General features: G+C 43.3%; 21 protein-coding genes. All 21 read right to left on the reverse strand.

Translation table 11 applies throughout. From position 1 onward, the window contains the following. Positions 1–2: 2 nt before the first annotated feature. Entirely contained in the window at positions 3–983 is a 981-nt protein-coding gene (locus FHS30_RS07555) for a DapH/DapD/GlmU-related protein (RefSeq protein WP_183909847.1), read from the reverse strand. 43 nt (positions 984–1,026) lie between these two features. Continuing rightward, positions 1,027–1,722, reverse strand: coding sequence for a WbqC family protein (locus tag FHS30_RS07560; RefSeq protein WP_183909848.1), 696 nt, complete (start codon positions 1,720–1,722; stop codon positions 1,027–1,029). Positions 1,723–1,834: 112 nt separating this feature from the next. Continuing rightward, positions 1,835–2,992, reverse strand: a complete 1,158-nt coding sequence (locus FHS30_RS07565; protein ID WP_183909849.1) for a hypothetical protein — start codon at positions 2,990–2,992, stop codon at positions 1,835–1,837. Then, on the reverse strand, positions 2,979–4,709 hold the full coding sequence (locus FHS30_RS07570; protein WP_183909850.1) for a hypothetical protein: 1,731 nt from the start codon (positions 4,707–4,709) through the stop codon (positions 2,979–2,981). The genes FHS30_RS07565 and FHS30_RS07570 overlap by 14 nt, the downstream gene beginning before the upstream one ends. Continuing rightward, positions 4,702–5,460, reverse strand: a complete 759-nt coding sequence (locus tag FHS30_RS07575; RefSeq protein WP_183909851.1) for a sulfotransferase family 2 domain-containing protein — start codon at positions 5,458–5,460, stop codon at positions 4,702–4,704. The genes FHS30_RS07570 and FHS30_RS07575 overlap by 8 nt, the downstream gene beginning before the upstream one ends. Positions 5,461–5,465: 5 nt before the next feature. Further along, on the reverse strand, positions 5,466–6,479 hold the full coding sequence (locus FHS30_RS07580) for a sulfotransferase domain-containing protein (RefSeq protein WP_183909852.1): 1,014 nt from the start codon (positions 6,477–6,479) through the stop codon (positions 5,466–5,468). A 9-nt stretch (positions 6,480–6,488) separates the two neighbouring features. Then, positions 6,489–7,712 carry a hypothetical protein gene (locus tag FHS30_RS07585; RefSeq protein ID WP_183909853.1) on the reverse strand — a complete coding sequence of 408 codons (1,224 nt, stop codon included), beginning with the start codon at positions 7,710–7,712 and terminating at the stop codon, positions 6,489–6,491. Positions 7,713–7,716: 4 nt separating this feature from the next. Then, positions 7,717–8,844: a DegT/DnrJ/EryC1/StrS family aminotransferase gene (locus FHS30_RS07590; protein ID WP_183909854.1), complete on the reverse strand. Its 1,128-nt coding sequence runs from the start codon at positions 8,842–8,844 to the stop codon at positions 7,717–7,719. 37 nt (positions 8,845–8,881) lie between these two features. Then, positions 8,882–10,807, reverse strand: a complete 1,926-nt coding sequence (locus FHS30_RS07595) for an acyltransferase family protein (RefSeq protein ID WP_183909855.1) — start codon at positions 10,805–10,807, stop codon at positions 8,882–8,884. After that, positions 10,800–14,165 (reverse strand): glycosyltransferase, encoded by a 3,366-nt coding sequence (locus FHS30_RS07600; protein ID WP_183909856.1) that lies wholly within the window; start codon positions 14,163–14,165, stop codon positions 10,800–10,802. Before FHS30_RS07600 ends, FHS30_RS07595 begins: the two co-directional genes overlap by 8 nt. 39 nt (positions 14,166–14,204) lie before the next feature. Next, on the reverse strand, positions 14,205–15,326 hold the full coding sequence (rfbB, locus tag FHS30_RS07605; RefSeq protein WP_246341218.1) for a dTDP-glucose 4,6-dehydratase: 1,122 nt from the start codon (positions 15,324–15,326) through the stop codon (positions 14,205–14,207). Continuing rightward, positions 15,281–16,222: a dTDP-4-dehydrorhamnose reductase gene (gene rfbD, locus FHS30_RS07610; protein ID WP_343048939.1), complete on the reverse strand. Its 942-nt coding sequence runs from the start codon at positions 16,220–16,222 to the stop codon at positions 15,281–15,283. The genes rfbB and rfbD overlap by 46 nt, the downstream gene beginning before the upstream one ends. A 3-nt stretch (positions 16,223–16,225) precedes the next feature. Next, the gene (gene rfbC / locus FHS30_RS07615; protein ID WP_183909857.1) at positions 16,226–16,786 is read right to left on the reverse strand and encodes a dTDP-4-dehydrorhamnose 3,5-epimerase; all 561 of its coding nucleotides are present in this window, start codon (positions 16,784–16,786) and stop codon (positions 16,226–16,228) included. After that, a complete protein-coding gene (rfbA, locus tag FHS30_RS07620) occupies positions 16,783–17,700 on the reverse strand; it encodes a glucose-1-phosphate thymidylyltransferase RfbA (protein ID WP_183909858.1) in 918 nt (305 codons plus the stop codon). Before rfbA ends, rfbC begins: the two co-directional genes overlap by 4 nt. 13 nt (positions 17,701–17,713) lie before the next feature. Further along, complete coding sequence (gene cysN / locus FHS30_RS07625) at positions 17,714–19,129, reverse strand: sulfate adenylyltransferase subunit CysN (protein ID WP_183909859.1); 1,416 nt, start codon at positions 19,127–19,129, stop codon at positions 17,714–17,716. 111 nt (positions 19,130–19,240) lie between these two features. Beyond that, positions 19,241–20,197, reverse strand: coding sequence for a sulfate adenylyltransferase subunit CysD (gene cysD / locus FHS30_RS07630; RefSeq protein ID WP_343048940.1), 957 nt, complete (start codon positions 20,195–20,197; stop codon positions 19,241–19,243). 123 nt (positions 20,198–20,320) lie between these two features. After that, complete coding sequence (pyrF, locus tag FHS30_RS07635) at positions 20,321–21,046, reverse strand: orotidine-5'-phosphate decarboxylase (protein WP_183909861.1); 726 nt, start codon at positions 21,044–21,046, stop codon at positions 20,321–20,323. Between the two features lie 53 nt (positions 21,047–21,099). Next, positions 21,100–22,257, reverse strand: a complete 1,158-nt coding sequence (locus FHS30_RS07640) for a hypothetical protein (protein ID WP_221197207.1) — start codon at positions 22,255–22,257, stop codon at positions 21,100–21,102. Between the two features lie 26 nt (positions 22,258–22,283). Further along, positions 22,284–22,565, reverse strand: coding sequence for a LapA family protein (locus FHS30_RS07645; protein ID WP_183909863.1), 282 nt, complete (start codon positions 22,563–22,565; stop codon positions 22,284–22,286). A 2-nt stretch (positions 22,566–22,567) separates the two neighbouring features. Continuing rightward, positions 22,568–22,906 carry an integration host factor subunit beta gene (locus FHS30_RS07650; RefSeq protein WP_281368231.1) on the reverse strand — a complete coding sequence of 113 codons (339 nt, stop codon included), beginning with the start codon at positions 22,904–22,906 and terminating at the stop codon, positions 22,568–22,570. 238 nt (positions 22,907–23,144) lie between these two features. Beyond that, positions 23,145–24,833, reverse strand: a complete 1,689-nt coding sequence (gene rpsA, locus FHS30_RS07655) for a 30S ribosomal protein S1 (protein WP_183909865.1) — start codon at positions 24,831–24,833, stop codon at positions 23,145–23,147. Positions 24,834–24,991: the final 158 nt, after the last annotated feature.

The following is a 24,991-nucleotide window of genomic DNA, read 5'->3' on the forward strand; positions in this document are numbered from 1 at the left end:
AGTTAGTTCTCCTGAGTTAATGAAGTTGGTACGCCTTTCAATCTATTGTTACTGTCGATTTTTTTTATTTTTGCAGGCACACCTATCATGAGAGTCCCAGAAGATTCATTATTGTGAACAACCACTGAGCCTGCACCAATCACACAGTCATCGGCGATTTTCACCTGAGGACGGACTACACTGCCCGCCCCCATAAATGTTCTATCACCGAGCACTACATTACCAGCAATCGATACGTTATTTGCGAAATGACATTCAGCCCCTAATCTTGCTCCGTGACCTATTTTGCTTCCGTGGGCTATTACACTACCAGCACCTACAGTTGTACTTTCGTTCACAGAACCTCGGACGATTGTTACATCTGTCCCCAAGAATACATTTTTACCTATATACGTGTATCCAATTTGAGGCTGCTTGACTCGAACACGATTTACTTGATCCCAAACCCATGCAACACCTGTGGCTCCTAATGTCGAGTGAGATTCTATACATGTGTCATCATCGATGTAGACCCTATCTCTTACAACCACATGTGAATGTAGTTTTACATTCTTACCTATGAAAGCTTCCTCCACTATACAGTAGGGTCCAATATACGCACTATCATGGATTGTAGCGGCAGGACTAACAATTGCGGTAGGGTGGACACCAAAAATGTCAGATTTTTGATAAGCCAATTCCTGCATTAGTCGATAAAAAACTAGCTGGGGTTCAGAAACAACTATTTGAAAAATAGATTCCGCATTATCACATACTGCCAAACCATCATGTATAACGATTGAATTTGCGATGCTATCGGGCATTACTTTAGCGCCCGCAAGATAGTACACACCCCCTTGCTCAACATTCATCAAACTCATAAATTCAAATTTTACATCGTTAAGTTTGCCAGTAGTTTTATATTCTATACCCAGCTTATCCAGCGCACTTAGAATTCGAGTACAACTGAACTCATTTTTCGAAAAAAATTCATTAGTCTTCATAGGACATAAATCCCACCTAATTGGATAACCATACAGATAGCTGTTAGCATACTTCATATCCATTTAAAAAAGACTTTATCTCCCGCTTTGAACAGGACATTAACAAGTCAATGATAGACAAATTATCAACGAAGCCGTCTTTAGCATTTTGCTGTACATATGTTCTCTGGAACTTATTGAGAAAAAGTAAATCTATTCCATTCCTCTTAAAACCTTCATGATCGTATAAATTTCGCCCTCCGATGGAATTAATGTAAGCATCTGCCTTAAAAGAGCCACATATTTTAACTATCCTATCCTGTGGATCTAAACATCGCTCATAATCACACTCTGACGAGTAGACCCAGTTAAGGTCCATCTCTAAATATTGAAATACGGCAATAATAGAGGACGCGCAAACTTTTGAAACCAATCGCTCTTTTTGCTCAATGATATTAACGACGATTGGGTACACATCGTCAAAATATGGATGCTTTGAATACGACTGAGCAATCATCTTCAAAATTTTTTTTGTATCACCTGAAAACTCTAGCTCATTTATCTTTTTAAAAGATGATTGCTTAGTGATAGGCAAGGTGAATCTCGTAACTCCATTATTTGTCAGCAGGTAATTTCTATTTATGAAGCCACCCTTTATATAATTAACGTCATCATAAAACACAAAGAGATCACAACTATTAGCTAGCTGATAGTAGCCAAGATAAGGAAATAAGTAGGGCTGCATAACTGCAAGTTTCATTTTAATTTACACCACGTTATTTTTGTTAAAAGCACGTAGATTCATAAGGCATGAAGTCAACCCCACACACTCTCAGCCTTTAAAATAAATTATTTGCAAAACACTTATCACCCTAGATGTCCGAGTTCCGACGAAATATAAAATCAACAACCCTTTTGAGCATATTCCTTTTGTCTTCTTTACACAGTTGCGACTCGTTTACTACCACCTCTTTAGCTTCAGCTTTTTCAGCCGCCAATTTTTCCTCCATTTCGAAATGCAATTGACTCCATATTGACGCTGTAATCTTCATCGCGTCTTCAACGCAGAGTCGATTCGCCCCCTTTTCTCTATACATTGTAAAATCTTCGTTGAAGAGACTAGCGTCTTCAGGGAAGTAAACAGAACGGATATACTCATTGCCTTCAGAATATATGCTATAAAAAGCTTTAGCTTCGCTAATAGCTGGATAAAAACCAGGCCCTGAAAATGAGTCTCTTAGCAATCGTTGGATATCACCGTAGAGTGGATTTGGCATTCCATCTATAAATTTAGGTATCTCTTTATTAAAATACGCCAAAAATTCCTGAGCCTTTTCACTTAGTGAGGCATTTTCATTAACTAACCCAACCGGGGCTACATATTTATCTAATGAAGTTACTGACAGAAAATCATGAAGGGAATCCCCTTGTACTAAACCACCCTCCTGGTAACGCCTAATGATGATATTTTCTTTACCAAATATATCTTGATACGATTTAATTAGCTTAGCATACTCGTATCTACTCCCACCCCCCTGAAGACTAAAGACGTCTCCAAACTGCGAACTTCCTGACAATATTCGCGTTGTGTGCAAACTAGTCGCCAATCTATCCTGGCGCCTCAAGTAGACAACTACGATAATTCTTAGAAAATAATCATTAAGAAACTTAAACAATTCCTCAATACTGACAGAATCGTTAAGCACAGCGGAGAGATGTTCGTTAGAGATAACCACCTGTCGTAGTTCATACATTTCCAGCTCATCATGAAACTCCTTAACCATAGAGTCCCTAAAGTCCTCTAATGACATATCACTTTGTGCCAACACCCTTTCAAAAAAATCAATACGGCGATTGCCTTTGTAACAGGACAAGGCTAACTTAACATGATTTCTCTCACCCAAGCTGACCGGATATAGAATGTGATTTTCTAATAGCGTTGTGCGGCCATCGGCCAGTGCTTTTTGAATACTCGTCGTACCGGTCTTCTCTGTACCGATATGAAGGTAGCATAAATCAATTTTTTTCACGATATATGTGCTTTACCTGATAAACCAAATTAATAAGTCGCTCTATATGTGAAAAACATTTGAGAAACTCGCCCGCGTCATAATCGACCTCTATCCATGATAAATAGTTGGCGCAGAGTATACTTTTGCATATATCGTCATTACCAACCATCTTACGCTGGACATCGATAGTCTTCAAATAGGATACACAAAGATCGATGCTAGCCTCTCGATCTAATCGAAACCCCAATGGCTCTACAGTCCACCCGACAGGGTGCACCAGCTTTAAAGGCTCAGAAGGGTGGAGACCGACCACAGACTGTTTTTTCAAGCATAATTTGTGGGGAAGCCTCTCAACCCTAAACAGAATATCAGAAAAATTTTCAACGAAAGCACACCACCCTTTAGCTCCGAATTCGTCCGCTAGAGTCTCAAGATGATGATATCTCGCTATGCTTGACCTCCTCCAAAGTACTGCATGATTACTTAAATAATCTTGATAAAAATCGTCGCTTAACCTAATTTTCGATACAGAAAGCTTTATTTCATTGCTATCTTTGACATTGCAGTGTTGTATTACAACGTCAGAAGACGAAAAAACATTCACCTTATAGCCATTTAAATCTGCTGATCCAAGAAATGGTAAAGCAAGCTTCCCCAATTCAACCGTTGTCATTAAACAACGCTCTTGCTCAAACCAACTGGTTTTTTTTATATCGTACAGTTTAACAAGAAATTCACCGCAATCTGTTCTACAATCAAGCGCATAGCAGCCACTACCAAATCCAGAAAGTAATTTAATAGTATATACCTGCTGCACATTTAAACTTAAATCACGCAGTATCTGGATAACCCATTGATTACGAGAACCGGGAGCTAAGAACTTATCAACACCGTGCCGCTCAATTACAAACTTATTGGACGGTGGCGCATCAGGAAAAAACAACGCGCTAACTTCATTTCTCTTTAGGTGAATCGATCTCACCGATCCAAAAATAGACCTAAATAAGCCCATCGCCTGCCTTGCAAACAAAAGTCCAATCAAAGCAAAGAAGTACCTAGGCGGATCAATAGGCAGAGTAAAATCTAAAACTATGTAGCCAAATGCAACTAGAAACCCTAGTATTGACAGATAATCCAATAATTTTGGCAATTGATCTGTTAAATAGGTAGAACTTTTTAACGATTGACTGCCAATAATAAAAATTACAACTGCGCATAAAACGATATAACAAATTACACACCAAAACAGACCTCGATACAAAAACGAAATAATGGTCATTGAAAGGCAAAAAAACAAAAAACCACTGAGACTATCTATGAGACTTTCGTAGATTCTGCCGGCTATTATTTTTTGCTGCCCGAAAATCATTGTTTTTCGGTTCTGCAACAGCAATGCGTTGACCACCTTTGGCTTTAATTTATTTGAACACCAAGTAGTTAGAAAACTCAACAACAACATAGTTAGCGCCGAACTACTTAAAAGCAGTATCGCACTCTGCTTATCCATCTCCCTTAAAAAGTCAGGGAAAAACCTTGGAATCCTATCGGACCCCAACATTAAAACAATCTTTATGGGCAACAAATAAGCCAAAAGCATTGACAGCTGGGACACCAACGAAAGCGCCACCAGGAAAAAAGTGCTTGTCGGCTTTAATCTAGAGATACGCCTAACCGACCGATAATACTGCGCCAGACCAAATAAAGCCCCTGAAATCAAGCTGTCTGGTTTAGCCACTATGCGACTCACACTTGGCAATTATTGACTCCCAAAGACGTAAATCCAAATCGTTTTCTTGGTATAGCAACTCGATCTCTTCACCCAAAAGCCCTTCAATTTCAACAAGTTTTTCACTCAAAGGTTTCTTTATATTTTTGGAGTTAACGTTTAAAGGTTTAAACTTTCTATTTAAACCAGAGAAGTAGGGATCTAAAACAGTGAAGATACTATTCACGGAGCTCTCAAATTTTTCTACAACTCCCACATGAAACAAACCGCTCTCAATTTTTCCAAGCGCCAGCTCAAGATCATCATCAAAAACCTGTCGATTAAGCTTCCCCGTTAAACCGAGCATTGTTCTTAATTGATAATTTCGTATAACTCCAGGTGTATTCTGCAACATACGCCATTTCACATAGGCCTTAAAATCGAGCTTTTTAGCCATTTGAGCTCCCTTGGACTGAGAAATTTGTTTTTTCTCAAAAAGGTATACTGATAGTGCACGCTCAATAGGATGTCGAAGAAAAAAAACTGGGTGAAGATTAATATTCTCAATATCTGGCAATGGGCTGACCATATGATGGCTGGAAATAGCCTTTAATTTGACATTACCCTTGATAAATTCTTCAAGATACTGAGCTCCACCTGCCACCATTTTGTCATCCTCACGATGGTCTACGAAAGCGCGGCCAAAGTTTCTTTTTAGCAGACCATCGAAGGTAGTACCTGCATTTTTAAAAATATGATAGTGGACTATTACGTTACGCATAGTGTTTAATCCAAAATATAGCCGAGTTGCTTAAGATCCAGGTTGTATTTTCGCTCTAGACTAGCATTCTCTACTCTAGCGACGTTCCGTATTTTAGCTGTTGCCTTTGGTCCCAAAGGCTCGACAGGACGGCCATTGACGTCACGATCATCAGGTATGTATTTAACATTGCGCTTTCCCCATTGCGCCCATTCTTCATAGTTAAATTCGCCTTTTTCAATATATTTCTCCGCCAAGATAAACTGATCAACAGGTAGACGCTGATCAATCATCGGTAGCAAATTTCTTGCTAATCCACGAGCGTCCTTAGTTATAACAAACCTTAACTGCTGTATAAATTGGGCCCTGGCGGGGCTGATCCTGAATTTATTCTCTGCCCTACCCTCACCCACATTTTTTAATTTGATACTTTCGGATGCGTCAATATCGCAGAACTGACTAACCTCCCGTATAAACTCGCCACTATTATTCTTTAACTTTTCATAAGGAACTACCAACAAATTTTCCTTCCCAAATAAATTTTCATAAAGTGTCGCAATTTTATTGAGGAAAAACGGACCGAAATAGGACCCAACCCAGCGCAGATTATCTTCTGAAAGCATAGCGTCCAGACCGAACAGCGCTTCTCGTTTAAAGTTTTCAAGGTAAAAAAAATACTTTGATTGAGCCCAATCTTGCTGGTTCCTAGTAACTAGAATAATACGACCGCCACTAAAAATCTCTTTAATTCTAGAGGCCATCATTGCAGTATCAACAAACTGCATTCCACAAAAATCCTCTTCAGACAATATAGGAACACGAGCACTATCAGCTATTAGTTTGTTTCTAAAAACGGACCCCACCTCCTCGCCACTGTAGAAAAATGAATTCTGTCTGCTCATCCTTGTTACGGCAGCCCTAAGATCTGGGTCTACATGCCCTTTTCCTAGGTAATTTACGTTGCTATGCTTTGCAAAAATCGACCGCTGCAAAAAAGTACTTGCCGCTTTGGCCAATCCAACATGAATTACCGGCCTCATCTTTAACTCCTATATTTTAAATGGGACTCGCCAAGTTACTCCACTCCCCTTCAGCCACCGCTGGCTCTTCACCGCGGTTTCATTTGAGCTATCCAACACTCTCCCTAAATCAAAACTCTTAATCCAACCGCCTTGAGTTCCAACTTGTTCATCATTGAGTTTTTTCATTGCAACTGAAAGAAGCGCACTAAATGCCCCACACTCCATTATGACGGTCAATTTGTTATGGCGCGATCTTAATCGATCAATATAACCAATACACAACGCCAATACTGATGGCCAATACTCGTGCACGTGATGCCTGGGTACTGCTAAAACATATTGATTTACCAACACAGAGTCCAATCTAATGTTTTTAATTGTTTGCGGAACAATGAAAACTAAAGCGTCTGACCTCTGAGCAAGCACGTCTATGAAGTCAAAAAGTAGGTCACGGTAACATAGAGATTTCACGGCATAGCCATCATAGACGCTAGAACCAGTGTCAGAGAAAAGTGATCTATAAGCTATTGCCCCCGCCATAGCGCCTCGCGCCACATCGGTTAGCTCCTTTTCAATATAATTGTCGATAGGCTGAATCCCTGCCGAGCAACTGATTGCATAATAATACTGATCATTTGGATCATTAATTAATGATCGCTGAGACTGATAGAGGGCACTAATATAACCCGGAAGACGCAACCGCTTGTTAAAGGTCTCATACTTGGCTTCACGGAGCTTATATCTCGAATAAGTATTTGTCCCCAGAAAAATGAGCAGTAGGTATTCCCAATAGCCATGATTCAACTTATGAAATACACACGCAGAATCATTCGCTGCCAAATCCAAAAGATCAACGCTTTTAAAATCAAACAAATCGAAATACTTTTTACGGATATCGTTATCGCTTAACGAAAGCACTTCTAAAGCAGAGCTCCTTAATCGTCCATCAAAATCAACTGAATCCTTCAAACCTTTTACTGGGGCAGACTGTTGAAAACAATCGAAATTCTTACCAATATATCGTTGAAATTCCTCAGGGGACTGAAACTCAAAGGAATACAGAATGCCGTATACGTTTCCAGCAGAAGGATTATTACCCAACCCCAATAATGACTTATGCAAACGTCGTTCAAAATCATCGCTCTGGGCTAAGTAAGTAAAACCTAGAAGCCGCCCAACTAACTTCACGCCCTCGCAATAAACAGCAGCTATAGAACCGACGTCGCAGTTTGGTGCTAAAAGATCAGACACCACCCTATTCGACTCCCAATGATTTGCGGACTATCTTACAAATTTTAAGCACTTCGCTATTACTTAGCTCTCCATAGAATGGTAAGCAAAGTACTTGCTTTTCGACCAAAGTCGCTACGGGCAACGCTTCGGCTCTCGCGGTAGGTAACATTGAGTAGCAAGGGTAATTACTTATCAAAGGGGAAAAGTACTTCCGAGGAAATACATTATTCTCTTTTAAATCGTCATAAAGGTCATCTCGGTTAACTATAGCCTCAGCTGTTATCCGAATAGCAAAATACTGCTGACTCGACTTCACGTTATCTGCTACTGTTAAAACCTGTAAGCCCGGGATGCCACCTAGATTAGCAGTATATAATGCTCTAATTTCTGACCTTCTTTCCCGCTCATTATTTACAAGCGGCAGCACTGACAATCCCATGGCAGCAGAAAGCTCATTCATTTTTCCATTGATTCCAGGCAAAATCACCTCTTCTTGATTTTTAATACCGAAATTCTTTAGCAGCTCTATTCGCTCTTTTAGGTTCACATCTCCAAACACCAATGCTCCACCCTCTGCCGTATGAAACAGTTTAGTTGGATGAAAACTAAACATAGATATATCACCAAAATCACTGATCGGCTTACCATCTATTTCACAACCAAATGCATGCGCGGCGTCATAAATGACGCGCAAGCCATGAACATCGGCTATACGCTGGATTTCTTCAACGTAACAGGGAATACCATAAACATGCACTCCTAAGATGGCCGAAGTTTTGGATGTAATGAGCGCTTCGATTTTATTTGGATCAATAGTTAATGTATGTGGACAAACATCACAAAAAACAGGGGTTATTCCATTCCAATTTAAGACATGGGTTGTGGCGGGAAATGAAAATGGTGTCGTTATGACCTCACCCTGCAACCGAAGACTTTGTATGGCCGTCATTAGTGCAATTGTTCCGTTGTTGAAAAGTGAAATGTTTTCTACTGCCAGATAGGAACATAACCGTCTTTCCAATTCTTTGGTCATGCAACCACCATTTGATAACCACCGAGACGCCCAAATTTCATCAAGCATTTCTTTGTATCGGTCTATATTAGGCATTAATGGCGAGGTAACTAAAATTTTATTCGATTTACTTTTCATATCTACTTATTCTTTTCCGCGATAGAAACTTTCAATATTAATGGCCTGTATAGAAAGACCTAAAGGTGGCACCTATTAACTCAGCATATGAACGAGACAGATGATGCGAATCGAAGAATACGGGCTGGCCTGAACTTGTGGTATTAATGCAATTAGCCGGAGCTCTTTCCTCACACATTATTTCGACCTTATCCACATAAATATCAGCCAAAGAAATGAAGCCCCCATAAAGTTTATGTCTATTTTCATTATATGGAAAATAGCTAATAAACTCTTTTTGAAAACAAGCTCCCGCACTTCCAAATCTGTTTACCAGCAATGAGCAGGGATACTTAGTATTAAGAAACCCACCAAGAACGATAAGTTTGATGTCCGAATTTACTGCTTTTACCTGCTTAAAAAACTCATAAAATTTCAACTTGTTAATGAAGAAAGGCTTGTTAGCCGAGTAGACAATAGTGTCTATAGTTTTTAAAAACGATTCACTTTGCAACAGATTCAAACGTTTTTGGCACTGCTTATCAGCTGACCGCCAAACGCCATTTTCGGATATAATTTTTGGACATGAATTTGTCTGACCGAAAAGAATAGCCTCTGAATTAATATCCCGACCCACAAACCCTCTATAGAAATTATATCCATCAGTTTCATGGGAATTGCCCATAAACAGCACACGGCTACCATCTAGATTTTGGCAGGCTTTATGAGACGGGTATTTTGACAAGCGGCAGGCTAATCTTGAGAACTTATAGCGATCACGCTTGCCCTCATCTACCATTGCTTTTGTCAGAGATACTTGATCAGATAACACTCTACCTTCATAAAAAATATTAATGGCCACAAGAACAAAAAAGGTCGCGAATGAAGCCGTCAAAAATCCAGTTAACGATATACGACGGGGCGATTCAAATACACCAAGACCACTCCGACGATAAAAATAGTTCTCCACGACGCTATTTAATATCACCGCCAAAAGAACACTCACAACAAACAGGATTAAACGATCATTATTATTCATATCTCGCAGCACAGCATATGTAAAAAATACAATTACAGGCCAATGTAAAAGATATAAAGAGTAAGAGATTTTACCAAACCAGCGTATGAACCGGTTTGTAAATAGCAGCCTTTCAAAAAAGCTAATTTCATTGCCGCGAATTAGAAGCAGCGCCCCAGTCGCAACCGTAGGTATGATTGCTAGCCATCCCGGATAATGTGAAGCATCCGACAAAGTAATTGCTGAATACAGCAAGACTAGGCAAGAAAGAACGCGAATTAAAGACTGCGAGAAGCTACCCAATTCAAGAGCATGCGGGTAAGTTTGGATGCATTGATATACAAAAGCTCCAAATGCGAACTGAAAGACCCTAAAAGGAGTTAGGAAAAAAGCTGCACTAGAGTCCAGCGTTGTCATATAAGCTGACAAGATGCAACCAAGCAAGACAATTACCCCTAACAACAGAGCTCTGGTTAGTTGTGAGGCTGCTTTAAAGAAGAAAAATAGAAAAACGGGCCAAATTAAATAAAACTGCTCTTCTACGGAGAGCGACCAAGTATGTAGCAAAGGTTTAGAGGCTGAAGCAGCATCCCAATAGCCGGATTCCGAATAAAAAAGTATATTGGATAATGAAAATATTGCCGCTATAGCAGAATGTGTTAAGGCGACTATTTCCGGAGGGTCCAATAAAAATAGTGCAGATATTAAGGTTAACAGTATGACTGAAACCAAGGCTGGAAGTAATCTTCGAATTCGACGAAGATAGAATGTCTTAAAAGAAAACTGCCCCCCATCAACATCTTTAAGAATTATACCAGTTATCAAGTAGCCAGATATTACAAAAAAAACATCAACGCCTACATATCCTCCCGAAAGCGCTTCAAAGCCAAGATGATATAGAACAACTAAAAGAACTGCCCATCCTCGCAGGCCTTCGATATCCGGACGAAAAATAATATTACCCATTCAAATTTAACCAACTTTGCACTATATCTTTTTCAAAAATATCTCGAAGCGAACCTTTACTAAAATTGCTGTTTACGTAACTTAAGGAAAAACTGGAAGCCTTAGAAGCAACATCTGTGTCAGAGGCCAGCTCTCGAACACGGTTAGCAAATTCATCGGCGGAGTCATATGCATACATCCTGTCAAGGCCGCCCAACCCTTCCAAACCAATTGATGTGGACACCACAGGCAACCCAAAGTACATTGCCTCTAACAACTTACCTTTTACCCCAGCGCCAAAACGTAGTGGGACTAACGCCGATCGAACCTGCTTATAAATATTGTGCAGTTCTTCATCTGAAAGAAACCCTAGAACCTGGAAGTTTGAATCGTTCATCTGCCTAATATGATCTGGCACATTAGAACCCACAATATAGATTGGCAATGCCTCCTCGCCAAGCTTTGGAAAAACTTCAGAATACAACCATTCGACGGCATCAACATTGGGAGGGTGGCCAAAGCCGCCGACAAAGATGGACCCTTTTCGTGAACCTGCTTGGTAATCAACTTGCGCATGCGAATATGCAAAAAGCGGCAGGACTTTCGCGCTATTTATACCGTACTTTTCAACTAGCAGGTCTACCTCTACGCTAGACGGATAGTAAACAATATCAGCCTGATCTATTACCGCTAACTCTCTCCGTTCCCAATCGTCTGCTTCTTTCTTTAAATACTTGGATTTTTCATGTAAAGCCTGACGACCCAGTCGCAGAAAATGAAGATCATGGCCAAAATAGATCAACATAATTCCTAATTTTTTTATTTGATTTACGTAACGCTCTGCAATATGCGGCCTATTAACAAATGCGGCATCAATACAACTTGCATTACTATCAATCCAGCTTTCTATATTCGCTGCGTAAAAATTCCCATACAAAACCTCTACACCCATCGACTGTAACTTACTTGTGTAAGGCTCATGCTTATAAAAATTGTCCCCAATGAACTTAATGTTGAAACCCATATCTATCATGATTTGTAGATACATAAAAACAGCCCTACTACCCGCATCTTTATCGTAGTGAGGTACGTAGTGATCAATAAAAAGCATGGTCAGCTTAGTCGCGGACCTATCTCTAGCATGGAATACATCAACGCCATTTTCGAAATGACTATCAAGAACAGAGCGCCACTTCTGGACAAATTTTTCCTGATTTACGAGCTGATATTTTTTGATTCCAGTATTAGTATCTGTGCCATGAGATGCCCCCTCCAGATGCACAACAACAGATCTAGGTTGATACACAACTCGGTAACCCAACCTTCTCGCTTCAAAACAAATATCTGTATCTTCATAGTATGCAGGCACATATCGCTGATCAAAGCCGCCAATCTCATTCCAGATATCAGTCCGCACCGCCAGACAGCAACCTGAAACATAGTCTACATCTTTGAAGTAGTTGTACTCAGGCGCCTCTGGGTCTTTCATCCGACCATAATTCCAACCAGATCCATCCTTCCAAATAATCCCGCCGGCCTCCTGTAATTGCCCATTTGCAAACAGAATTTTGGGACCAACGACCCCTACTGTAGAATCCTCAAAGCAATCAACTATAGAATTTAGCCAGCCCTCAGTGACATTGGTATCGTTGTTTAAGAAAACAACAATCTTGCCTTTTGCATGCTGAGCGGCGTTGTTGCAATTCAACAAAAAACCGAGATTCTCTGAATTTCTTATATGAATTATGTTTTCAACGTAATTTTGGATTTCTTGAGTACGATCCGTAGAGCAATCATCGGCCAAAATCACCTCATACTGACCGCTCGTGTACTTCACCAAAGATTTCAATAGCGATAATGTGATTTCCACCTGATTATAGACTGGTACTATAATGCTTACCTTTGGTGTTGGCGCAACTGGGAACTTAATCCTCTCCGACCAGTCAAATTTCTCAATATAGACTTCTCTCACTCCAATTGTTTCTGGAATTCGAGCATCAAGCCACTGTTTGAAATCACTTTGATTGGATCCAAATCGACGTGCAAATATTCTGACGTTTCTCCAAGTAAGGTTACGTGAAGCAATCCCAGGATTCTTAAGTAAAAATTCGATCACCCGCATCGCTGCATGTAATTTTTCGGGAACGTCTAACTGTTTTCTATTGTGTTTTCTTTGCTGTTCTGCATGATAAAAAATTCTGTCAAAAACGGTTTCAACGCCTTTCCTAAAGGTGAATAATTTGTAGAGCCTAAAGAAATTATATAGTAGGCGACCGATAGGCTTAGCTAATAATTCTACTAAGGAGCTGTACTCAGCTTGCAGCAGGTGATTCTCATCTCGCAACAATTTATTTTCATCTCGTAGCGTATCGTTTCCAGCCCGTAATTCTTGAACACCTGCATTTAAACGTTGATTTTCGGCCCTAAATTCAGCCTCCATGCTTTTGAATTTCGCTTGTGCCAGCTCACTATTTTTGAGCTCCTCATTATGTGCACTTGCCAGCAACTCGAACTCTTTATTACGAACATCCAAAGCCGCTTGTAAACCGTCTGCATGATTTTTCAGCGAAAGATGCTTAGGCTTTAACTCTCTCAATGCTCGGGATTCTGCTATCAAGCTATAAAAGGTATCAACCAGTTCTATAGCACCACCTAGCTTTACATCTAAAAAAGGAGTGATACTATTGGCCTCAACACACTTTCGATACACTTCTCGCGCTAAGATATAAATCGGATCACTTATTTTTTGGTTGCCGCCACTTCTTGATGTGGCCATTGCTGGCTTGAATCTATTATTTAGTGCAGTCATCACCGACGTCAGACTGCGCTGTACTAAATTAGAAACACCATCCGCTATAGAGTCAGCTTTTCGCTCTAATTCCGAGAACCAGAATATTTCATGCTCTCGGTTTTTTAACTGTTTCGCTATAAAATGGTTATATATCAACCAAAGAGATACGGAAACTTCTATTGGAAAATGGTCGCGCCTCAATAGTGAAGCGGCCACCTCACCTGGATCTCTGAGGCAAACAACAAGCTGGTCACCCTTCCGGACCCAATAAGGAATCAGAAGTGAAAGGCGCGGATCTTTAATCGCTTCAACGCCAGCTTTTTCTAACGAGGCTCTTAATTCAATGATTTTTTCTTGTTCAGCCGCACTGAGCTCTACGTTACCATTAGGACGAAACCAACTTTGATTGTGAAAACCTAGCAATCTGTCATTAAGATCAACTACATTTTTGTGCTCAACAAATCCATCAGCATTATCGGCTTGCGGCTCTAAAAGCATTGAATCTTCACCGAAATTCAAACCTATGTCACGCAGCCAATTAGCTGCAAACGAAGTGCCTGAACGGTGCATACCGACAACAAACAACATTTTCTACATTCCGCCTTTATATTGCGATACAAAATAAAATCAAAGCAGCGGTCGCCACCAATTGTCGTTCTCTAAATACCAGGCTACGGTCTTACGAATCCCGCTTTCAAAACTTTCCTGCGGCGAATACCCCAACTCCAATTTAGTTTTAGTAGCATCTATCGCGTAACGACGGTCGTGTCCTGCCCGATCCTCAACATAAGTTATTAATGAGGCGCTGGTGCCATTAGCGGCAGATACTGCTTGGGGGAACCTCTCAATTAAAGTTGTATCATCAGTAAATTTCTGATCCATCAAACCGCATACTAACTGAACAATGTCTATATTCTGCCACTCATTGTGGCCACCAATATTGTAATTCTCTCCAACCCTACCTTTGCTTAATACAAGATCAATACCACGTGCGTGATCTTCTACATAAAGCCAATCTCGCACCTGCTTTCCGTCACCATAGACAGGTAAAGGTTTCTCTTGCAAAACGTTAGTAATGATTAACGGAATCAGTTTTTCCGGAAAGTGATAGGGACCATAATTATTTGAACAATTGGAGGTTGTTACATTTAGCCCATAAGTATGATGATAAGCTCTTACCAAGTGATCCGAAGCGGCTTTACTGGCTGAGTACGGAGAGTTCGGGGCATATGCGGTTTGTTCTGTAAATGCGGGATCAGTTGGGCCAAGTGTGCCATACACCTCATCCGTACTAACATGATGGAAACGGTGCTGGCGTTCGGGCGCCCCCTGACTTAATGGCTGATCCAGCCAAAATGCCTTAGCTGCCTTTAGTAGGCTATACGTTCCCAGAATATTGGTCTCGATAAAAGCATCTGGACCCGTTATTGAGCGATCCACATGTGACTCAGCAGCAAAATGCACAATCGTGCATATGTTATGTCGCGATAACAGATCGGCAACAAGCCCTTCATTACAAATGTCGCCCTGAACAAAATGAATGCGGCCAGAATCTAAAACAGCATCTAAACTTCGTTTATTACCGGCATAAGTGAGCGCATCAAGTATCACTATAAAATCATTCGGATACTTCTTACTCCAGTAATGTATGAAATTCGCACCGATAAAACCGGCTCCACCAGTTACCAATAGCGACCTATTACTCATCGACTGTTTTCCATTTTCAATCTGACCATTTCCATAAGACATTTTTTTAGTTCTTCTTGCCAATGACTTTGAACCAATCCAAAGCGCTCAACAGTTTTAGATTTATCAAGCACACTATAAGCAGGCCGCTTCGCGGGTGTCGGATAATCTTCCGTTGCAATCGGCTTGATATCTATTGAGCTTTTTAACAAGCCCAACTGCACCGCAATTGCTTCGATCGCTTTCGCGAAATCGTACCAGCTCGCCACCCCAGCATCAGTCCAGTGATGTAACTCCACTCCCCTGGGAGATTCTTTTTCACTAATAAGGCGAGCCGCAATATGAAAGAGCACTCTCGCCAAAGAATCAGCTGATGTCGGCGTGCCAATTTGATCACACACCACACTCAATGAATCGCGCTCCTGCATAATACGCAGCATTGTAGTCAGGAAGTTTTTTCCTTCCATGGAATAGACCCAAGCAGTCCTCACTACGACAGCTTGCTGCGGCTCAAGCTTAGATACCGCCAGCTCGCCCTCTAATTTGCTTTCACCATAGACGCTGAGAGGGTTAGTTGCTGATTCCGGCCGGTAAGGCAGAGAGCTTTTTCCATCAAAAACGAAGTCTGTGGAAACATGTATAAATGCAATGGATTGATCGCGTGCAATTGATGCGAGATTTTCGACAGCAATTGCGTTTAAATCAAATGCTGCCTGTGCGTCTGCTTCAGCTAAATCAACTGCCGTATAAGCCGCAGCGTTAATCAAGACTTTTGGATTAAGCTTGGCAATGCGCTTTTTTAGCATTGCAATATTGAATACGTCGACGTCTGCTCGCCCCCAACACTCTATGGCAAAGCGTTGCGGACAATTGCGAAATAGCGCTTTTGCTAACTGCCCATTACTACCAACCACCAATACGGTCGGCTTTGCTTTTTGGCATGACTGAATTGAATCCACAACCTATGCCTTTTCATAGGGAAATGAGGGCGCTGCCGCAAGACTGCAACCAAGCTCATCTTTTTCAGAAACTACTGGATTGGTGCTGTCGGGAATAGGCCAATCTATAGCCAATAACGGGTCATTCCAAGCGATAGACACTTCGCTATCCGGATGGTAGTAATCGGTACACTTGTAGACAAACTCTGCTTCATCAGAAGTGACCATAAACCCGTGAGCGAATCCTGGCGGCACCCAAAGCTGTTTGCGATTTTCAGCGGACAGATATTCGCCCACCCAATGACCGAAAGTAGGAGAACCCTCACGAACATCTACCGCAACGTCAAACACCTCACCCGAAATAACTCGCACAAGCTTTCCTTGAGTCTGCACTAACTGGTAATGCAATCCCCTTAGGGTATATTTTCCCGAACTCGACTGGTTATCCTGAACAAAATTAACGTCTGCAACATTTTCCCTAAACCAATCGTCACGGAAAGTTTCCATAAAATAGCCACGATCATCACCAAATACTTTTGGCGATAATACTTTTACGCATGAGATAGAAGTCTCAAGCACGATCATACGGCAAGCCTTTTTGCGAGATCACCAGAGACCCTGACACTGTCAGCTAAAACTTTTAACAAATATTGACCATACCCACTCTTTATTAGACTGTTGGCCAGCCTCTCAAGCTGCTCATCAGAAATAAAGCCCATGCGATACGCCACCTCTTCTGGGCAACTTATTCGCAGACCCTGCCGCTGCTCAATCGTCTCAACATACTGCGCTGCACTAAGCAAATTTCCATGAGTACCGGTATCCAACCATGTAAATCCTCGCCCCATGACTTCTACATTTAGCCGCCCTTGCTCCAAATACAGATTATTCAAATCTGTGATTTCAAGCTCACCGCGCGGGGATGGCGTTAATGATTTAGCTAAATCGCAAACAGAATCGTCGTAAAAATATAGTCCCGTTACAGCATAATTTGACTTTGGATTCTTTGGCTTTTCTTCAATGCTAATCACCTTGCCGTGCTGGTCAAACTCTGCAACACCATATGCAGTAGGATCATCAACATGATATCCAAATACAGTAGCGCCCTCTTCTCGACTATTTGCTGCACTTAGCAGCTTAAAAAAACCATGCCCGTAGAAAATATTGTCGCCTAAAACCAAACAGGAAGGAGCCCCATCTAGAAACGTCTCACCCAGAATAAACGCTTGCGCAAGGCCATCAGGTGATGGCTGCACCACGTAACTTAGATTAATCCCCCAGTCTGAGCCGTCGCCAAGCAGACGCTGAAACTGAGGCAAATCCTCTGCCGTGGTGATTAACAAAATATCTCGGATTCCCGCCAACATAAGCGTAGTGATGGGATAGTAAATCATTGGCTTATCATAAATGGGCATCAACTGCTTAGACACACCCCGTGTTATTGGGTAGAGCCGGGTACCGCTACCACCAGCCAATACAATTCCTTTTCTATTCCGCATAAGCTGGCACCGTCTATTTGCTAAGGTCTAGCGCATTCCAATGAGGAAAGTGCTTTCTTATCAATGCATTAAGCTCTAACTCAAACTCTGAGTGAGAGGACTCTTCTTTTGAGGCCATCAATGACTGAGACACACTAATAACCATACCAGCGCCAACCGTGATATTAGATACACGATCGATAACAATAAACGCACCTGTAGCACGGTTTGTTTGGTAGGTATCTACTACCACGTGCTGGCTAAACTGTGCGGTAACCCGCGCAATATCGTTAAGCTGTAAACTATCTACGGATTCTGGAAGCTGCGTATTAACATCAATGCGATGTTGGACTTTATCCACGTGGCCGCTAACAACTTTACTTGAAAACTTAAATAAATATTCTTTGTCCTGCGATAAAGGCTCTTCACTCATCCAGACTAGGTGAGCATCTAATTCTGCAGCACCCTTGATTGGGTCGTGGGCTTTAACGAGCATATCGCCACGGCTAACATCAATTTCGTCAGCTAATGTTAGGGTGACAGACTGATCAACGAAAGCTTCATTCAACCTCCCATCAGCCGTTTCAATCGCACTAACTGTGCTGGTTTTCCCGCTGGGCAATACCTTGACTTCATCACCTATGGCAATCACTCCAGATGCGACAGTGCCGCAGTAGCCACGAAAATCTAAATTAGGTCGATTAACATACTGTACTGGAAATCGGAAGTCGGACAAATTTCTGTCTTTTGCAATTTCAACTGTTTCCAAAATTTCCATCAAGGTTTTACCCTGATACCAGTTGGCCTTGGCCGAACGGTCTACGACGTTATCGCCGTCAAGCGCGGACATCGGCACATAATAAACGTCACTCATTCCAAGCTTTTCGGCAAGCTGCTCGTAATCCGATTTAATGGCATCGAACTTTTCTTGTGAAAAGTCGAGAAGATCCATTTTGTTCACTGCCACGACTATGTGCTTTATGCCAAGAAGAGAAGCTATGTAACTGTGCCTACGCGTTTGTGTTTGCACACCATAACGCGCATCAATCAAAATAATGGCCAAATCACAGGTGGAGGCACCCGTTACCATATTGCGCGTATACTGCTCATGACCAGGAGTATCAGCGATAATGAATTTTCGCTTTTCTGTAGAGAAATAGCGATAAGCAACATCAATTGTAATGCCCTGCTCTCTCTCTGCCTGCAGGCCATCCACCAATAACGCTAAATCAATTTTCTCACCGGTGGTGCCGTGCTTAGTCGAATCTTTTTCTATTGCCGCCAGTTGATCTTCAAATATCATCTTAGAGTCATGCAGCAAACGGCCAATTAATGTAGATTTCCCATCATCAACGCTGCCGCAAGTCAAAAAACGCAACATCTCTTTGTTTTGGTGTTGCTCTAAATATTGATCGATATCTGATGCAATCAGTGATGATTGGTGACTCATTTGGCACTCCATAAATCTGAAGGCCCCACGTTTTTTCGTGGGGCCTATCTTTGTGACTATTCAGTAATGTTTATTCAACTATGTCTCACCCTCAAATAAACTCAGGGCAAATCAAAAATATCCTTCTTGTTTTTTCTTTTCCATACTACCGGAGCTGTCATTATCAATGACTCTACCCTGACGTTCGCTTGTTTTTGTCAGCAACATCTCTTGAATAATTTCTGGAAGGGTTGACGCTGTTGATTCAACTGCACCGGTCAATGGATAACAACCTAACGTGCGGAAACGAACCATCTTTTCCTCCACGGTCTCGCCCGATTCAATGGGCATTCGGTGGTCATCAACCATAATCAAAACGCCATCCTTTTCTACAACCGGGCGCTTTGCCGCAAAATACAATGGTACTATTGGAATACCTTCAAGATGGATGTATTGCCAAATATCAAGCTCGGTCCAGTTGGATAAGGGAAAAACCCGAATGCTTTCGCCCTTGTCTACTCGACCGTTATAGATACTCCACAGTTCAGGGCGTTGATTTTTCGGATCCCAGCGATGATATTTATCGCGAAAGGAGTAAACGCGCTCTTTCGCCCGCGACTTTTCCTCATCGCGACGAGCACCACCAAAAGCGGCATCAAAGCCGTGCTTGGTTAACGCTTGCTTTAATGCCTGCGTTTTCATGATGTCAGTATGCTTCGCGCTACCGTGCGTAAATGGGCCTACGCCCTGCTTTACGCCATCCTCATTAATATGGACGATCAAGTCCCAACCAAGCTCCTTAACCCGCTCATCACGGAACTCAATCATCTCTTTGAATTTCCAGGTAGTATCCACGTGCATCAACGGGAATGGAGGCTTGCCCGGATAAAAAGCCTTCATGGTCAAATGCATCATAACTGCTGAGTCTTTCCCAACAGAGTAGAGCATTACAGGGTTATCGAATTCGGCTGCTACTTCGCGAATGATATGGATACTTTCAGCTTCAAGCTGCTGTAAATGTGTAAGCTTGTATTTAGAAGTCATATTGGAGCTCTTACCGCTGTCCTTGCTGGTGCGCGCATTTTGCACGAATGTACCAGCGCATGTCAAAAATGTGTCGGAATTATACGTAAAATCATACGGTTAGTCTCTAATACTCGCCTGCAAAATAGGAATATAAGTATTCCGATTACCTCGCACACTGCTAGCCAATCAAAGTGTCTCGATAATTGACCGAAGCGCCAATGAGGGATCTGCAGACTGGGTAACGGGGCGACCAATAACCATGTAATTTACGCCATTCGTTAGCGCCTCCACGGGGGTCAGGGTGCGCACTTGATCGTTTTTTGCGCTACCTTCCGGGCGGATACCGGGGGTCACCAATGTAAAATCTTCGCCTATCTCTTGACGCAATATTGACGCCTCACGAGCCGAACAAACCACACCGTCTAGCCCAGCGCCTTTAGCGAGTTTTGCTAGCTTCAGGACCTGCTGCTCCACACCGCCCTCAAGCCCAATTTCTGCAAGCTCACTCTCAGCACTGGATGTCAAAACGGTTACCGCGATTAGCAGAGGAGCTTTGTCTCCGAAGGGTGTCAGTGCGTCGCGCGCGGCTTGCATCATGCGTGAGCCACCGCTGGCGTGGACGTTGACCATCCATACGCCCATCTCTGCGGCGACGGCAACGGCTTTAGCAACGGTATTCGGGATATCGTGAAACTTGAGATCTAAAAAGACGTCAAATCCGCGCTTAATTAGCGATTTAACGAGCGCAGGCCCCTCTGCAGTGAACAACTCCTTGCCCACCTTTACCCGACACAGAGCGGGATCTAACTGATCCGCCATCGCTAAGGCCTGCAGCGCTGTAGGGTAATCGAGGGCGACAATTATGGGGGAATCGTTACTAGGGGAGTCGTTGTGGTTGGTGGGCGGCAGCATGCGGCGAATAGTCCCTTAATTAAAAAGCCGCATTATACTCGGTTACAGCGGGTTTAAACCCCTTCTAGCCCCTTTATTGGTCGCAGTGAGCTCCATGTTTTACAGCTCGGGCACAACCAATGCACCTGCTTTCCGGCAAAGCCACATTGACTACATTTAAAATGCGGCAGCTTGTTTAATTTTTCACCAATTGCCGCTAATGGCTCCAGCACTGAGCCTACCTCTTTATTAGTCTCGATTAAAAGCGCTAAGTAGGCGGCCAGCAACCTCAGATTGGGTGATTTCTGAATTGCTACCTCTAGAATTTCTTTTCTCACCTCTGGATCTCGGCCAACCTCCAGCTCGAGCTCCATTACCACAAAGGAGGCGATGCCAGCTTGGCGCCAGCCCTGCTGCAGTAATCGTTTAACAGCTGGTAAATATTGCTCTTTCTTGGCCAGATCTTGTAGAACAGGTAAGCCGGCATATAGTGAGTCGGGATCTAGTGCCAACAGAGCCTCAAGCGCCGCCAAAGCTCGCGCAGAATCGCCGGCCTGTAATTCCACTTCAGCCTCTAACAAATAACTTCGGGCGAGGTTTTTTTGGTAGGCCCGCGCTTGCTTAAGGATTCTGCGCACCGTAAGCAAATCTCCGCCCTGCACGGCCACCGCCGCAAGCTCGCAATGAAAGTGAGCCCGCAAGGTTTGCCAATGGTCTGAGAGCTTATTGAACCACCCCTTGCCCAACTGATTCACGATGTCCAGCGCTCGCTCCCACTCTCGTTCATCTTGATAGATATCCACTAGCAGCTGAGCAACTTTTTCCCGTTCAGCATCATCAATTTCAAACAACTCAAGGAGCAGGCGCTCCGCCCGATCGAGCAGCCCAGCTTGCGCAAAATCTTGCGCCAGCTCTATTTGCGCCTGACGCTGTTGCGCCTTAGACAAGCTTGGGCGGGAAATGAGGTTCTGATGCACCCGAATTGCGCGACTGATCTCGCCTTTTCGCCGGAGCAACCCGCCGACTGCCAGGTGCGTATCAAGGGTTGCCGGAGACACATCCAAACGGTGGATAAATTGATCTAAGCCTGCATCGGTCTCCTCTCGAAGGAGGTAACCCAGATTTTTGAGGAGGTCTTGACTGCTATCTGGCGCACCATCGGCATCATCACTATCCGTTCGGCGCTGATAGATTCCCATGACATAGCCACACAATATGGCAAGCAGCAGCAATAAGAATATCCCTGCGTTGGACAAGGCTAGTCACCACTGACAGGATAGGATGTTGCGCGTTTTAGTTGTTTTTGTAGTTGGCGATTTTTAATACGAAGGCGATACAGCCCAAGTTGTGACGCAGCCAAGCCAGCAACTATGCCCACCGCGAGCGATACCAAAATTGCGACCCCAGATGCAATGGGTGGCAAATCGAAACCATAAAAATGCAGGGCTACCGGGGATTGGTTATCCCAACCAAACCAAGCGCCCAAGATCAGCGCCAAGAGGAGGATAAAGAGTGAGATAAGTCGATTAATTGCACTCATGACTATGGGTATTCATGCAGACTTTGATTAACGCGATCTCTCATTTCTTTTCCAGGCTTAAAATGAGGCACGTATTTGCCCGGCAACTTTACCGCCTCGCCGGTTTTAGGGTTTCTGCCAACGCGGGGTTCACGGTAGTGCAGTGAAAAGCTGCCAAATCCACGGATCTCTATGCGATCACCGGCCGCCAACACATCTGACATAAAATCCAATAGCAACTTGACGGTGAGTTCTACATCCTTGGCTGATAACTGATCCTGCCGTTGAGCGATACGCTCAATTAGCTCCGATTTGGTCATCAATTGGCTCCTGAAGGGCTGTTTTTGGTGCTTATTTACCAATGTGCGCGAAATAAACCACCGAAATTCAAGCACATAGCGTTATTTTTACACTAGGATTCCAGACTTCGCAACCAAAATGGCAGATAACTTACTGTTTTTATTAAAAAAACAGGCCCTGCATTAGGGTTGAGCATGAAAAATTTGACCTATTTCGCCCCTCTTTACCGATATAGGCACACAAATTCTAGGCACAAAAAAAGGGCCGCGATGCGACCCTTTTTCTAGAGCAAAGACAGGCTTACTTGTCTTGACTCTGCATCTGCGCCTTGATCAGGTCGCCGATAGTGGCAGGACCAGAAGCTGGTGCATCTGACTGCTTATTGCTGTGCTCTTTGATAGCCGCTTTCTCATCGTCAACATCCTTAGACTTGACAGAAAGGTTGATCACGCGGTTCTTACGATCCACGTTGATGATCTTGGCTTCAACAGATTCACCTTCTTTCAGTACATTGCGAGCATCTTCAACTTTGTCGCGGCTGATTTCAGACGCCTTCAAGGTTGCTTCCACATCATCGGCGAGAAGGATGGTGGCGCCCTTTGCGTCAACTTCTTTCACGGTACCGGTAACGATGGTGCCCTTGTCGTTGGTGGCAACATATTCACTGAAGGGGTCTTGATCCAACTGCTTGATACCCAAGGAAATGCGCTCGCGTTCTGGGTCGATGGCAAGAATAACGGTTTCCAGCTCATCGCCCTTCTTGTACTTACGCACGGCTTCTTCGCCAGCTTCGTTCCAAGAGATGTCTGACAAGTGGACCAAACCGTCAATGCCACCGTCGAGACCGATGAAGATACCGAAGTCAGTGATTGACTTGATTTTACCGGAGATCTTGTCGTTCTTGGCGAACAGACGACCAAACGCATCCCATGGGTTTTCTTGACACTGCTTGATACCCAGGGAGATACGACGACGCTCTTCGTCGATATCCAGAACCATCACTTCCACTTCGTCGCCCACATTGACAACTTTAGATGGGTGGATGTTCTTGTTGGTCCAATCCATTTCTGAAACGTGTACCAGACCTTCTACACCCTCTTCCAGCTCGGCAAAACAGCCGTAGTCGGTCAGATTGGTAACCACGGCCTTAACCTTAGCACCTTCTGGGTAGCGGTTGGTGATAGCGGCCCATGGATCTTCGCCCAACTGCTTCAGGCCAAGAGACACACGGTTGCGCTCACGATCGAACTTCAATACTTTAACGTCAATCTCATCGCCTACCGCAACGATTTCACTTGGGTGCTTAATGCGCTTCCAAGCCATATCGGTGATGTGCAACAGGCCGTCAACGCCACCCAAATCAACGAATGCGCCGTAGTCGGTCAGGTTCTTAACGATACCCTTAACCGCCATGCCTTCTTGCAGGCTCGCCAACAGCTCTTCACGCTCAGCGGAATTCGCTTGCTCCAGCACTGCACGACGGGAAACAACAACGTTGTTGCGCTTCTGATCCAGCTTAATAACCTTAAATTCTAACTCTTTACCTTCTAGGTGAGCGGTTTCGCGCACTGGGCGAACATCAACCAACGAACCTGGCAAGAAAGCGCGGATGCTGGCAACGTCAACGGTGAAACCACCCTTAACCTTGCCATTGATAACACCGGTAACCACTTCATCAGCAGCGTGTGCAGCTTCCAGAACCTTCCACGCTTCAGCACGCTTGGCCTTCTCGCGGGATAGGCGGGTTTCACCGAAACCATCTTCAACGGTTTCTAGGGCAACCTGAACTTCGTCACCAATGGACAGAGTCAGCTCACCGTTATCATTCTTGAACTGCTCGGCGGGAATTACGCCTTCAGATTTCAGACCAGCGTGAACAGTCACCCAGTCTTTGTCGATATCGATAACAACGCCGGTAACGATTGTTCCGGGGACCATATCAACGGATTTCAAACTTTCTTCAAAGAGTTCTGCAAAGCTTTCGCTCATGAGGCTACCTATATATACGACACGGAGACCGAGGATGCCCTTGGGGCGAAGATGGGGTCTACCGCTGTACCGCAAAGCCAGTTCTGCGGGCCGGTTTATAAAAAGTACTTATGCGCTTTCTTTCTGGCAAAGCCGCTAAGTACAACCACTGAAAAACA

It is taken from the genome of Simiduia aestuariiviva (genome assembly GCF_014192475.1).
Classification (GTDB): domain Bacteria; phylum Pseudomonadota; class Gammaproteobacteria; order Pseudomonadales; family Cellvibrionaceae; genus Simiduia; species Simiduia aestuariiviva.